Annotated in this window: 8 protein-coding genes and 2 pseudogenes; 3 read left to right on the top strand and 7 right to left on the bottom strand. The window is 44.0% G+C overall.

Annotated elements, in window-relative coordinates; genetic code table 11:
* Nucleotides 1-20: 20 nt before the first annotated feature.
* A complete protein-coding gene (gene cmoM, locus A8L45_RS16830) occupies nucleotides 21-800 on the bottom strand; it encodes a tRNA uridine 5-oxyacetic acid(34) methyltransferase CmoM (protein WP_068904394.1) in 780 nt (259 codons plus the stop codon).
* A gap of 114 nt (nucleotides 801-914) precedes the next feature.
* Between cmoM and elyC the strand changes: the two genes are divergently transcribed.
* Nucleotides 915-1,724 (top strand): envelope biogenesis factor ElyC, encoded by an 810-nt coding sequence (elyC, locus tag A8L45_RS16825; protein ID WP_068904392.1) that lies wholly within the window; start codon nucleotides 915-917, stop codon nucleotides 1,722-1,724.
* A gap of 150 nt (nucleotides 1,725-1,874) precedes the next feature.
* Here the strand turns inward: elyC and kdsB are convergent.
* The 4 genes and pseudogenes from kdsB to msbA all read right to left on the bottom strand — a co-directional run bounded on the left by kdsB (nucleotide 1,875) and on the right by msbA (nucleotide 5,657).
* A pseudogene (gene kdsB, locus A8L45_RS16820) lies at nucleotides 1,875-2,620 on the bottom strand (3-deoxy-manno-octulosonate cytidylyltransferase).
* Nucleotides 2,617-2,799 carry a Trm112 family protein gene (locus A8L45_RS16815; RefSeq protein ID WP_068904389.1) on the bottom strand — a complete coding sequence of 61 codons (183 nt, stop codon included), beginning with the start codon at nucleotides 2,797-2,799 and terminating at the stop codon, nucleotides 2,617-2,619. The pseudogene kdsB and the gene A8L45_RS16815 overlap by 4 nt, the downstream one beginning before the upstream one ends.
* Nucleotides 2,780-3,799, bottom strand: a complete 1,020-nt coding sequence (gene lpxK / locus A8L45_RS16810; protein WP_175402011.1) for a tetraacyldisaccharide 4'-kinase — start codon at nucleotides 3,797-3,799, stop codon at nucleotides 2,780-2,782. Before lpxK ends, A8L45_RS16815 begins: the two co-directional genes overlap by 20 nt.
* 14 nt (nucleotides 3,800-3,813) lie before the next feature.
* Nucleotides 3,814-5,657, bottom strand: a pseudogene (gene msbA / locus A8L45_RS16805) (lipid A ABC transporter ATP-binding protein/permease MsbA).
* A 926-nt stretch (nucleotides 5,658-6,583) separates the two neighbouring features.
* On the opposite strand from msbA, the gene A8L45_RS16800 reads away from it, so the two are divergent.
* A complete protein-coding gene (locus A8L45_RS16800) occupies nucleotides 6,584-8,428 on the top strand; it encodes a long-chain-acyl-CoA synthetase (RefSeq protein WP_068904385.1) in 1,845 nt (614 codons plus the stop codon).
* Between the two features lie 98 nt (nucleotides 8,429-8,526).
* On the opposite strand, the gene A8L45_RS16795 is transcribed toward A8L45_RS16800, so the two are convergent.
* Nucleotides 8,527-10,776, bottom strand: coding sequence for a DNA internalization-related competence protein ComEC/Rec2 (locus A8L45_RS16795; protein WP_083228386.1), 2,250 nt, complete (start codon nucleotides 10,774-10,776; stop codon nucleotides 8,527-8,529).
* A gap of 32 nt (nucleotides 10,777-10,808) precedes the next feature.
* On the opposite strand from A8L45_RS16795, the gene A8L45_RS16790 reads away from it, so the two are divergent.
* Nucleotides 10,809-11,333 carry a DUF2062 domain-containing protein gene (locus tag A8L45_RS16790; protein ID WP_068904383.1) on the top strand — a complete coding sequence of 175 codons (525 nt, stop codon included), beginning with the start codon at nucleotides 10,809-10,811 and terminating at the stop codon, nucleotides 11,331-11,333.
* Between the two features lie 1,566 nt (nucleotides 11,334-12,899).
* On the opposite strand, the gene A8L45_RS16780 is transcribed toward A8L45_RS16790, so the two are convergent.
* Nucleotides 12,900-13,610: FtsX-like permease family protein (locus A8L45_RS16780; RefSeq protein WP_139122406.1), on the bottom strand; the 711-nt coding region annotated here is incomplete at its 5' end.

Genomic DNA, 13,610 nt, shown 5'->3' with positions numbered 1-13,610 from the left:
ATACTTATAATATGTTGCTGTCAGCTCTTGGGTTTTTGTGCCCAGACATGGATATATCGCCCCAGAGAGACAAAAGGTTCCTGACGGCAGAGCTTTTGCTCCATTGCCAGTACCTGTTCAAAAGTGAAGTCGCCCGTCCGGGTATCACGCATGTAGTCGTGAAAGGTCCGAACGCCGCTCTTACCCAAAATGTTAAAACCAGCCTGCTCTATCCACTGATAGACCTCCTCGGGATTTAATCCCTGCTGAGGCTGCAATTTAAAACGCTTGCGATGCGGCATACCCTCTTCAACATGTTTCAGATTTCCACATATCAGGTTTTTGAACAGTAATCCGTTCTGGTTATAAAACATGACCGAGGCAACACCACCGGGGGCTACCTGATCCAACAAAATCTCCAGCGCCGATTTGGGATCGCTGAGCCATTCCATTACAGCGTGGAACAACACCAGCTCAGCAGGCTGAGCAATGTGCTGTTTTATGTCCTGAACCGCACAATGTACGAGACGATACTGATCCATCAAGCCATTTTCTGTGATCTGAGTTCTAGCAAGCTCAAGCATCTCTGTCGAAAGGTCGCATAATGTGACCTTGTGCCCTTCTTTTGCGATTAACTGAGATAACTGACCGACGCCGCCACCAGCATCAAGCACATTCAAGGGCTTGCTGTCGTCTAAAACATCAAGAATTTGTTCAATATCCTGCCAAACAACAGCTTGTCGAATCTCACCTTTGCCCGATCCGTAAATGTTTTTGACAAATTTGTGGGCGATGTCGTCGAAATTTCTATCCTCAGTCACAATGGCTTCGTTATCATTATCAGGAAAGGGACTTCTATTTTCTCACAAGCCAGCCGTTAATAAAGGTTTGATGCAGCAAATGCCCTCCGTTTGACTACATTTCGGCCACATTGCATGTTTGAAATAAAAAAACTTATTAGTACACTGCTCATGCCGCTACCCGCCTTGCTTATTATTGGCTTTTTGGGACTTTTTCTTTGTTGGTTTACCAACCGACGTGGTGCGGGCACATTTCTGGTTTTCCTCTCACTGGCAGGGATTGCACTGGCATCTTTTCAGCCATTGACCTCTTCATTATTACTGCCACAGGAGAGAAAATACTCAGGTTTCCTACCCACAGATACTCCGGTTGATTTCGTGATGGTACTTGGACACAGCCATGTGGTTGATGATTCGATACCTCCAACGTCTGAGCTGTCTCGTACTGCCCTGATGCGCCTTGCTGAGGGTATACGTATTCATCGTATGTACCCGAATTCAGAGATGATTCTCTCCGGTTATGACGGCGGCTATGAAGTCAGTCATGCCCGGGCACTTGCGCGGGTTGCCATAGCTTTAGGCGTCAATAAAAACAAAATCATGCTGCTTGAAACAGCCAAAGATACCTGGGAGGAAGCCATGCAGGCCGCCTCGGTAGTTGGCGACAGTAACCTGGTGCTTGTCACGTCTGCCAATCATATGGAGCGCGCTATGTATGATTTTCGAAGTGCAGGCCTGAACCCAATTCCGGCGCCAACTAATTTTCTGGCTCAGAAGGAAATCAAACAGCCGTGGATAAAATATTCACCGCGTGCACAGTATCTGGAGCAGTTTGAGAAATACTGGCATGAGAAGTTGGGGCAACTTTGGCAAAGACTGAGGAATTACATCACCACTATCGAAGAGACGCCAGAGACTATCCCGACCAAGGTGTCTGTTAATTAGGTTGTGCTTTTCATGGTAGGCTTGAGTGGCTTCGGAAGTTTTCGATTGTCTTAACCTCAGAAAATTTGAGTGACACGAAAAAAGGAAGCCTCAGCTTCCTTTTTTATTTGGCTTAAAAACTCCAGCCCACTTCTCTTTTGAGAGAAGGAATCAAGCTAATAGCTGACGTACGTTTTCAAGATCTTCTGGCGTATCAACACCAGGTGGTGGAACCTCGATGGCCACATCGACGTGGATTTTTTCTCCATACCAGAGAACACGCAGTTGCTCTAAGCTCTCAATGCGTTCAATTGGGCTTGGCTCCCAACCGATGTACTTGCCAATAAACCCAGCGCGATAGCCATAAATACCAATATGACGCTTAAGATCATTGTGTACTTCGATCGGATCTTTGGAGAAGTTATTGCGATCCCAAGGGATGGTGGCACGGCTGAAGTAAATCGCATAACCCTCTTTGTCTGTCACTACCTTGACGACATTCGGGTTAAACACCTCATCTTTGTGGTCGATGTTGATAGCCAGCGTCGCCATTGGCGCTTTACTTTGACTGAGATTCTCTGCCACCTGACGAATTACAGCAGGCGGAATCAAGGGCTCATCACCCTGCACATTGATAATCAATTCATCGTCTGCCAACTGAAAAACCTCAATGACTTCAGCCAGTCGCTCTGTGCCAGACTGATGGTCTGCACTTGTCATGCAGGCCTCTCCACCAAAAGCCTCCACGGCATCAACGATTCTCTGGTCGTCAGTGGCAACAATCACCCGCGTTGCGCCAGATTTTACAGACTGTTCGTAAACCCATTGCACCATTGGCTTTCCGCCAATATCCGCCAGTGCTTGCCGGGCAAGCGACTCGAATCATAACGGGCTGGGATCACGACGGTAAAATTCATTTTTCTACCTCTTCTGACGTCATCTCTCTGGCTTCTTCAGAGAGTAGTACCGGAATACCATCACGGACTGGATAAGCGAGACGGTCAAACTTACAAATCAGCTCTTTAGTTTCCTTGTTATACTTCAACTTACCCTTACAAATTGGGCAAGCCAGTATCTCATGCAGTCGGTGATCCATATTTTTCCTTCACTCTCAATACTTTGTTTATGATGGTCTCTGCCATCTGATCGGGTAGCTCTGCATCGACGGGTAAATACCACCAATGCGCTATATTGTTTTCTCTGGCGTATGACTGGCATTTTACCGCATCTTTCTCAGTCATAATAAGCTGCTGATTGCCTATGGTCAGCGTACACAGCGCACTCATATCAAACGCCTTGTGGTCGGTAAAGCCATGCACACTATCGAGCTGACTGCCTAACTTTCGTAAGGTGTTGAAGAATCGCTCAGGGTGCCCGATTCCCGCCATGGCAACCTGCTGGCTAAGTTCGGCCACTGATTTGGTCTCAGCGGTAGCGAGATTAACAGCGAGTGATGGCTTCAACGTCATCGCTATTTCGTTGTCACCTGCGACACCGCCGTTGCAGATAACAAAATCAACCTCGGACAAACGTGAGACAGGCTCGCGCAATGGACCCATCGGCATTATCTGTTCATTGCCAAAACGTCGGTTGCCGTCAACCACGGCCAATTCAATATCTCTGTCTAACCGATAGTGTTGTAACCCATCATCGGTAACAATCACATCGACGCCCTTAGGCAGCAAAGCTTTAACAGCATCGCCTCTCACAGGAGAAACAGCAACAGGTACACCTGTTCTTCTGGCGATGAGGACAGGTTCATCGCCCGCCTCTTCCGCCGTTGAAGATTGCTCAAGGACATACGGATAATGCGGCGCTTTACCTCCATATCCTCGGGACACTACGCCCGGTTTCAGTCCCTTTGCTTTCAGTTGTTCCACCAGCCAGACCACAACAGGCGTCTTACCATTGCCGCCGACAGTAATATTACCGACCACCACCACGGGTACTGGCGCATGATAACAATCTGAATCACCACGGAGAAAATCTTGTCTCCGTTTGTTGGCAACAAGTGAGAATACTTTACTCAGTGGCCAAAGCATGGGGGATAGCAGCCAGCCAAGTGGATGGTTATCAAACCAGATTTTTTCAACCAATCCCGCCAACGCGTTTACTCTCCAAATTGAATGCGGTGCAGTTGGGCGTATGCTCCATCAAGTGCAATCAGAGATGCGTGATCACCACGTTCAACAATCTCGCCTTCTTCAACCACCAGAATTTGATCGGCATTTTCAATGGTAGACAGCCTGTGAGCGATAACCAGAACCGTCTTATCTTTTTGAAGTTCATCTAGGGCTGCTTGGATAGCGCGTTCAGATTCAGTATCCAGTGCGGAGGTAGCCTCATCAAGAATAAGCACTGGCGCATTTCTAAGTAACGCACGGGCTATCGCCAGTCGTTGCCTTTGACCACCTGATAAACTGACGCCATTTTCACCGATCACGGTGTCGAATCCATGCTCCATTTTATTAATGAAGTCTTTGGCGTAAGCAAGATCGGCAGCATGCTCTATCTGCTCACGGGTAAATTTACCCTCGCAGCGTAGGCAATGTTATTGGCGATGGTGTCATTAAAAAGGTGAACATTTTGAGAAACAATTGCCACGTGCTCTCGGAGATTTTTTAGCGTGTACTGCTCAATATTCACACCGTCGAGCTGTATATCGCCACTGGAAATATCGTAAAAACGGGTCAGCAGATTAGCAATGGTGCTCTTTCCTGATCCTGATCGTCCCACTAACGCCAAGGTTTGTCCTGCAGGTAAGTCGAAGCTGACATTCTTGAGTGCTGGTGTATCTTTCGTCGGATAGGTGAAAACAACATTTTTCACTGCGACTTCACCGCGCACTGAGTCGACTGAGTGCGTGCCCTTGTCTTTTTCTGTTTCCATGTCCATCAGTTCAAACAGGCTGTTGCACGCTGCCATGCCCCGCTGAAAGAGAGACGTTACTTCAGTCAACGCTTTTAGCGGTCGCATTAAACCAAACATGGCACCGAATACCACCGCGAAACTACCCGGGGTCAGTGATCCCTGAAGTGATTCACTACCAGCCATAACAAGTACAACAACCAGAGCCATTGAGGCGATTAACTGGATCACCGGGTTGGCAATTGCCTGCGTTGATACCAGCTTCATCGTTTGTTGCCGCATTTGGTTGCTGACTTTGTCGAACCGAGCTTTCTCAACAACCTGTCCACCAAAGCTAAGAACGACTTTATGTCCCTTCAGCATTTGTTCCGCAGAGGAGGTCACTGAGCCCATTGCTTCTTGCATATTCGATGAAATACGACGGAAACGTTTAGACACAACGCCTATAGCCACCGCAACGATAGGTGCAATAACTAAAAGAATGGCGGATAGCTGCCAGCTGGTCCAGAACATGAGGGTCATCAAAAAGATGATGTTCGCCCCTTCACGGACGAGGTTGATCAATGCATTACTGGTTGCCGCTGATACTTGCTCAGAGTCGTAAGTAATTCTCGACAGTAACTCTCCCGAAGACTCTTTGTCGAAAAAGCCAACAGGCATTTTCATAAAATGATTGAACAATCGGCGTCGCATGACCATGACGACCTTACCCGAAACCCACGACAGACAATAGGTTGAAGCAAAGCTTGAAAATCCGCGTAAGACAATAAGGACAACAATAAAGGTGGCGATATCTGTCAACGATGCCTGGGTAAATATACCGCTCAGGTTGAAATCACTTAGCCCACCAACATTAGGTAAGGAGGAACTGGCTTGATTGGCAGATGCTTCTACAGCTGCGGTTTTACCCCCCTGAATAAACCCATTATCCAACAGGGGCTGTAACATCGCAGTCATCATGACATCACAGGCCGCATTTAGTATCAGCGCAATTACTGCAACAATCAGACCTGCTTTGTAGTTAGCAACCGTTGGCCAGAGTTGCTTAAAGGTATCCCACGTCGATCTATCTTGGTATTTTGTCATTCGTTTCAGTTAGGTTAGTGCGAGTGCAAGTGCGGGCATTCTACTCTTTATAGTGCAACCTTACCAAACATCTTCATTGATCCTGACTTATCAAGAAATATTTGCTGAAATTTCACTCCAGAAGTGCAGAGAAAACAAACAAATTTTTAGTGTTTTGATATGAGCATTTTCCTCCTTTTCAGTTACCCGACGGTTATTTCAACATCTAATGTATCGAAATAAGTCATCTAAAAAGGAAACACATTAATTTAGACACCATGTCAATAATGTTCATTGTCCATTCTTTTCGTTTTCCCAGAAAATTACTCGAGCTTTTATCACTTTTGAATCGCCAAGTTGCTCTGAGCAATATTCCAAAGTTTGTGAGATGCCGACTCAGTGACGAGCAACATAATAACAACAGAAAGTTCTTTTCCATTGGGTTGTGTTAATGAACACCCTCAATGCTGAATATTTTTTAATTAGCCAACACCACACGTTGCAACATACCCTTAACCTCGTGTTATCGAGCCTTTACTTCAATAAATTCTCATAGCCGATACAACGGAATGTGTTCATTGATTGCTCAATCAAATTTTTCCATATAGTCTTTAGTGGTATGACCAGCAAAGAGTTAATGAAAAATATTAGAAGTAATGGGCAAATTTCATAGAGAAATTGGGTATTTCCAGTGAGAAAGAGAAATTTTGGATTTTATCCAACATTTTCAGCTGAGGTTAGACCACATTACTCTTCATGTGAACATACTTCGCATTCTTAATGTTAATGACTTACTCATTGCCTAGGTGGCGCTAGACCGCTGGTTTAACAGATTAACAACATACTCAAGCTTCCTGTTAATAGCGGGTGAGCTCAGAGTGCTTTTCTTACGTGAATTTCGCCACGTTTCTGAAATGGACTGACGGTATACAAGGAGAAAAAAAGCCATGGCAAAAAATACCGACGTGCTCAGTATTTTTGACATACTAAAGCGTGTTCCCTCGATTATCCCCGATGCACCCAAATTGATCGAGGCACTATTAAGGCTAAGGCTGACACCGAGTGATAAGGAATTTAATTACACTCAGTTGTTCGTTAAACAAGTTAAAAAACAAAAGTCCCGTCCATTTATCAGCGATGAATATAGCAAACACAGCTATCAGGATTTTAATAATTGGGTAAACCGTCTGGCTCATCAATTTCAGGCGCGTGGAATTAAGAAAGGCGACAAAGTCGTTCTTATGCTGGAAAACAGCACGGAACAAATGGCAATGTCGTACGCATTGAGCAAGATTGGTGCAATAAGCGCACTTATTAACACCTCATTAAGGAAAGACTCTCTTGCGCATTGTGTTGGCCTTGCTCAGCCACACATCATTATTGCCCATCACCACTTCATCGAGGCAATCTCAGACGTTCAACACAAGCTGCAAGATGTCCCACAAGAATACATTGAGTACCGTGGCGAACGCGATAACGCGCCTTCTATTGAACAACAAGGCAAAACAGCCTTTGATTTGCTGTGTTCAGATAACCCTGAAAGCGAGCCTGTTATTAGTGACCCCACCGTCGCCAAAGACGCATGCTTTTACATCTACACGTCTGGCACCACGGGTATGCCAAAAGCATCGGTGATTTCTCATGGCCGTTGGCTTAAAGCCTACTGTGCGTTTGGCTTGAGTGGCCTCAGATTGAAAAAGGATGACAGTCTCTACATCGTGCTACCGATTTATCACGCGACAGCCATGGTTGTTTGCATGACATCCGTTATCGCAGGTGGTGCACAGGCAGTGATAAGACGAAAATTCAGCCTTTCACGTTTTTGGCCTGATGTGAAAGAAAACAATATCACCGCTTTTGGATATGTCGGTGAGATTTGCCGGTTTCTTCTTAACGCGGAACCTCATAGCGGCGAAAAAGACCATAAGATGACCAAAATGATCGGAAACGGTTTACGGCGGGATATATGGATGGAATTTAAGGACCGCTTCGGTGTTGAGCAAATCTGTGAATTTTATGCGTCCAGTGAAGGAAATGCGGCCTTTTTCAATGCATTAAACTTGGATGGTACGATCGGCTTATCCGTTAACCCCTTTGCTGTTGTTAAATATGATACGGATGAAGACGCTCCTGTTCGCGATTCAAAAGGCCGGATGATCAAACAGAAGCCCGGTGATAAAGGCCTGCTACTCGCCGAAATCACAAAGCTACACCCTTTTGACGGCTACACAGAAAAAACGCAGACCAACAAGGCTATTTATCGTGATGTATTTAAGGACGGCGATGCCTATTTTAATACCGGGGATATGGTTCACCTGATGGGCTTTCGACATATCTTCTTTGAGGACAGAATGGGCGACACCTTTAGGTGGCGAGCAGAAAATGTCTGCACCGTTGAAGTTGAAAGTAGCATTATGGAATTCAATCGATGCGAACAGTCAATTGAGCATGCCATTGTTTATGGCGTAAAGGTTCCAGATTGTGATGGCAGAGCGGGAATGGCAGCGATAAAGCTCAGTGAGGATACTCCCGCAGAACGCTTTGACCTTGATAAGTTCCACCGTCACATAGCATCATTAATGCCAGCCTATGCAGTACCTGTATTTGTCAGATTTATTAATGAAGTTCAATTAACCAGTACATTTAAATATCAGAAGTCTGGTTTAAAAAATGATGGATTTGATGTTAGGAAAGTGAATGATCCTATTTATTTCCTCAGCCCGAATAACAATAAATATATAAAGCTCACGCCAGACCTCGTGTCGCAAAAAGAACTCTGGCAACAGCTCTAACTTTATCACTTGCAAAAAGAGGAGCAGATTAACTTTGTTCCTCTTTTTATTTACCCTTTAATGCCCAATTTCTGTAACTCGACATCGAAAGTAATGCCTCACGATACCAAAAGGGCCTTTTGATTTCGCAACGTTGTGACTTGCCAGCCTGAGGTCGAATAGTAAATATCGATTTGACCTGATTGAGATGTATCCAGCCAACTTATTCCCTGACTATTATATCGATCAATGATAAGTGGTGAAGGAATTCGCCAAGGCGAATATCTTGCTGAGGAGTTTATCGCTAACTCTGGCTCAATATGATTCAAAAACGCAATTGACGATGATGTTTTACTACCATGATGTGGAACAGTAATAATATCTGATTGAATGTTGTTGTATTTTTCGATTATTTTCTTCTCGCCTGAAATAGTGACATCTCCAGTTAACAGTATTGAGGAGATCCCATCTGATACTTTAATAACACATGAATCCTTGTTACCTGCCCTTGATGATACATTCGGTGGCCAGATGACCTTAAAGGTTAAAGATTGCCAATGCCATTCTTCACCCTCAATGCAAGGAAGATAATCCCTCTTTCTGCTACTGCTGCGCTTCCATTTCGGTGCGAACCGCTGCTCAATCCAGTCTGCCCCACCAGCATGGTCACTATCCGCATGACTCAAAATCAAACCGTCCAGCGAATCAATTCCTCTCCCCTCCAACACTGGCCCTATGATGGATTCCGCTACACTGCCCTGACGCCACCGGTTACCCGTGTCATAAAGTATCGCTTTTTTATTTTTCTCAATAATGATGGCCAGGCCATGACCAACATCTAACATGGTTAACCGCCATTGTCCCTTATCCGGACTTTTTTCACGCCAACCGATCAGGGTCACCGTCATAACTAAAATAACAATCAGCCAGTTTCGGACAGGAAGAAATAAGAGCGTACTGACCAATAATACCAACAACAGTAACCAAGACGCCTCTATGTTGGGTGCTTCCAACCAATTTCCCCTGGCGAGACTCGCAAGATCCCATACCGGTTTGAGTGAGATATCTGCCAGTTGCCATAAAAACTCACTGAGAGGCGGAAACGGCAGTGTGATCAGAGCAAGCAAGGTCAGCGGGACTGTCAATAAGCTTACCAGAGGAACCACGACAAGGTTTATAGGCAAAGAATAGAGTGAAATACCTTGAAAAAAGTACACAACAATAGGAGCCATGCCCACAGTGAGCAAGACTTGCATACGAAACAGCGCCGCTAACTTGCCACTATAGATACTCGCTAAATTTTTCGGGCTTTTAGAGTCAGATTGATTTGGACAGTATGCGGTCAGACACAGCACAAATACTGCACCAAACGATAGCCAAAAACTCATAGAGTAAACAGATAAAGGATCCATCAACAGGCATGCAGCGAGAATGAAAATGAAGGTGGATACCGGTGAGAGATTAACACTCATCCGACGCAGAAGAACAAAGCACACAACGGCAGTCAGCGCTCTGACAGCAGGAATAGAAAAACCGGACAGCCAAGTATACGTTGCTGCTACGATGACGCCAGCCCAGAGAGGAAACCAAATTAACCGTGGTTTTTCTCCAGCCGTTCCTTGAACTATCTTACCCAACAGTGTTCCAAACCAGTATGCCAGCCCAATATGTAGCCCTGATATAGCAATAAGATGTGCAATACCGCTGTCCCGAAGAACATTCCACTCATTTTGGGTGATTAAGTCCCGATTGCCGAAAGCCATGGCAGTCAGTAATGATTGATGCTGCATGGTCGATAATATTGGGTAGGACTTATCATAGGTAGACTGTCTTAAACTGACTGTATCATCAATCTTCTCAGCCTCGACAATCGACCCTTTTGCATGGATATGATTAGCAAGAAAGTAAAGCTCTGTATCAAATCCAGCCTCATTAAGGCGACCAAAAGGCTCCCGAAGTTTGACCGTTAATTGCCATTTTTCTCCTTGCTTAAATTGAAAGGGTAAGTCAGTAAACAATCGGACCGTCGGACCATTGACAGCGTTAAAAACCTTATCATTAATCTGATTTACAACAAAAATCTTATTTACTGAGAAGTTTTCCGCTGTAAAAAGACTGCCAACTTTAGCGACTATGGTAGTATGCTTGCGCTCGTCAGTGCTGGTGCGGATTTTTTCGACGTGGTTGCCTACTATATAAGCAGTGACCACAGAACCAATTATCAAGCCTGCGATAAATTTTGAGAATTTGCCCGGCAGATATAAACATATCACAATGACGACTAAGGAGAGCGCAGTGCCATCAGGGACATATGGCCAATACCGATGAGCAAAAACAGCCGTAATGACTCCTACGGCGATCCAAAGCATCTTTTCAGCCTTGTAGAGACAAAATTTAAGTTATGCCAAAAAATATGATAAAGCGCTTTCTCCCGAAACACGATGTGATAAGGGAGCAAAAAGCACTCAAGATATTTGGAAACCTGCTTTATGACCCAAATCTCTGGTGCCTCAATCGACGCTCTGCGTCGGGCGCTTTTGCGGTAGGCCTTTTTATGGCTTTCGTTCCTCTCCCAACACAGATGATCATGGCCGCCGGCGCCGCTATTATGTTTGGTGTTAATCTGCCACTCTCCGTTGCATTGGTTTGGATCAGTAACCCAGTGACAATGCCAGTCATGTTTTATCTCGTATATCTGCTTGGGGCGTGGATCCTGAATACGCCGGAATATCCATTCCACTTTGAGTTGACCTGGGAGTTTTTGTTTAACCAAATGGGACATATTGGCCCTCCCTTCTTACTGGGTTGCTTAATTTGTAGCGTCTTTTTCGGTCTTGCTGGTTACTTTGGTATTCAGGCACTCTGGAGATACTCGGTTGTAAGAAGTTGGAAAAAGCGTCGCCGCCGATCCGAAAACGCGAGCTAGAGTTCATAGGTTCTGATGCGTCAGGAGTTAGGATTCCAAAATTGAGTGTTAACTCCTGGCAAAACTAAACATTTTTATGCCACCTATGTGCCCGTTGATAAAAGGCGATAATACTCAGCGCGTAATAATATTCTCTTTAAAAATAATACGTATATTGCTACTAATAAGATATGTTAGTCATATCCCAGAGACTGTTAATAACAGATAAGATAATTACAAGAAACTGTTATGGTAAATAAACCTCTATCATTGGATGCTATTTTTAATTTGATAAAGAAGAGACATCATCTCATTGATAATATAAAGAATAAATATAGTGTCAGCGATAAGTTCTAGCAAATAGAATAATATGTTTCCCCCCAGTGTTTTCAAATAAGGGATAAATAAATGACGATTTCTCATCTATTAAATCTTCTTAAACCATCCCGAAAGATATTTATAGTAGCATTCTGGTAATATATTCCCACTATCGAAGCTAATATGTTTTTTATTCTCGGTATCAAACATTTCGAATGACGCTTTATTTTCTGATACTGTCGCATACTCATCATCATTAGCTGTAACGAACCATAGTTTTTCATCCTTCACTACGTTTGCTATCCTTTAAAGCTGTCATCCCACCATAGATTTCTACTTCGGCTCATCCCGTGAACACCAATAAGAATTGGTAGCTTAATTTGGTCACTACTTTATATAAAAATTAATATATTTTATTCGACTAATAACTGTTTCTCCATCAAAGCTGGTAAAGATAAAATAAAAATCGTTCTCTGATATTTTATCCATTTACATATTTGTATCAATGATTTGATAACTATATCTATTAGTAATAACTTCTGGTGTCACTTGATACGGCTCTAGTCCCCAAATGTTATACCAGATAATGTCCAATATGATTAAAGCGACGGTTATAGATACTATAAATTTCTTCTAGTACATTTTTATATAACCCATATTATTATTCATTCTCAAAGCCAATCATTATTTTTAAAACAATTAAGGTAATCTTCAATATTACGGTCACAGAATTGATAAAAATGATGTTATAGATAACTAGACGTATCTTGATAACAGTTAATTTCACCTTGCTTGACCGCAAAAGAAAGTACTAAGTAATCTATCAAACGGCTTGTGAACTAAATGTGAAGAAGAAAAGGTGATGAGAAAATAGTCATTAAACACCACAAGTGCTCCTAACAGAGTAATGTGACTTCCTAGAATATGTAATTTTGATAGAGCAACAGAGCTAAGCTGTGGATCCGATATTGAGGGACGTGAATAGAAAGGTTTCGCCAAGCCTCGACTGAGGCTCAAACTTAAAGAAAAAAGAGACCAGTGACAGCGGAATACCGAACTGCGCCCATCGCCGCCCTTTCACTCCGCTAACGTTAGTCTCTTTATCTATCAGTACGTATTTCTGCTTTCAGCACTGCTTGTGTTTCGATCAGTATTCAACTCACATCTAGACTTTCAATGCGGAAACTATCCCGTCGAGATAAAAAGCGACCGAATACCAACTTCAGTCACGCGTTCCCCTGAACAAAAACATTAGGTATTCACGCCAGTCTATTTAGCACTTAACACCGACGCAGGATGCAACTGGCACGCTCTGCTTGACGGATACCAGGTCGCAATCAAGCTCAGGCTGATAGCCGTCATTGACACCACCAATAGATCCATCGCATGTAACTCAGTGGGGAGAAAATTAATAAAGTAGATATCCCCAGAAAGGAATTTATGACCTATTAGATTTTCCAGCGCACTGACGGCAGAAGTCAGATTTAGCGCAAGAAACGCACCCAATCCACAGCCGATAAGGCTGCCAGCAATACCCGATAATGCCCCATGCCAGACAAATATAGAGCGAATGAGCTTGTCTTCTGCACCCATGGTTCGGAGGATGGCTATTTCTGACGATCTGTCTTTTACCGACATCATGAGAGTCGATACGATATTAAAACTGGCAACACCGATCACTAATACCATTACCAGATACATAATGGTTCTGACCATCTGGATATCGCGATATAAAGTACCAAAGCCCTGAATCCAGCTTTTCAGATACACATATTGGGTAAGCCGTGAGCGAAAATCACGCATCACTTGCTGAGCCTTCAACGGATCTTTCATTCTGAGCGCCACGCCTGACACTGCATTTCCGAAACCCATATGTTTCTGTGCACTGAAAATGGGGATTAAAGCAAGGCTGTGATCAAGCTGCCCACCGAGAGATAGTATCCCAGCAACCTTCATCTTAATTCGCTTCGGCGCTTTAAG

This window comes from Veronia pacifica, assembly GCF_001707825.1.
In the GTDB taxonomy this organism is placed as follows: Bacteria; Pseudomonadota; Gammaproteobacteria; order Enterobacterales; family Vibrionaceae; genus Veronia; species Veronia pacifica.
Note: the sequence above shows the minus strand (reverse complement) of the source record. Positions and strands in the feature narration are given on the sequence as shown.